The organism is Seonamhaeicola marinus, from assembly GCF_008085455.1.
In genome coordinates, this window is sequence record NZ_VSDQ01000497.1 from 1 (window position 1) to 256 (window position 256).

A 256-nucleotide genomic window follows, 5' to 3' on the forward strand; every position below is an offset into this window, starting at 1 on the left:
GCTAATAACTATAATGAATTAACATATTTTGGTAAAGGACCACAAGCTAATTATGCCGATAGAAATTATGGCGCCCATGTTGGTTTGTACTCAGGAAAACCAGAAAACATAAACTATAAATACGTTTACCCTGAAGAGTATGGTAACCACACCCAAACACACTGGTTTACGCTTACTAACACAGCTAAAAAAGGTGTTTTAGTTAAAGGTGAACAACCTATAAACTTTAGTGTTTTAGAATACAGTATTGATAATT

The 256-nt window shown here is 33.2% G+C and carries 1 protein-coding gene (cut by a window edge); it reads left to right on the plus strand.

The annotated features are described in order from the left end of the window. On the plus strand, positions 1 to 256 hold part of the coding region annotated (locus tag FUA24_RS07915) for a beta-galactosidase small subunit-related protein (RefSeq protein ID WP_148541214.1) (this coding region is incomplete at its 5' end). 41 nt of the annotated region lie beyond the right edge of the window; 256 of 297 annotated nt are visible.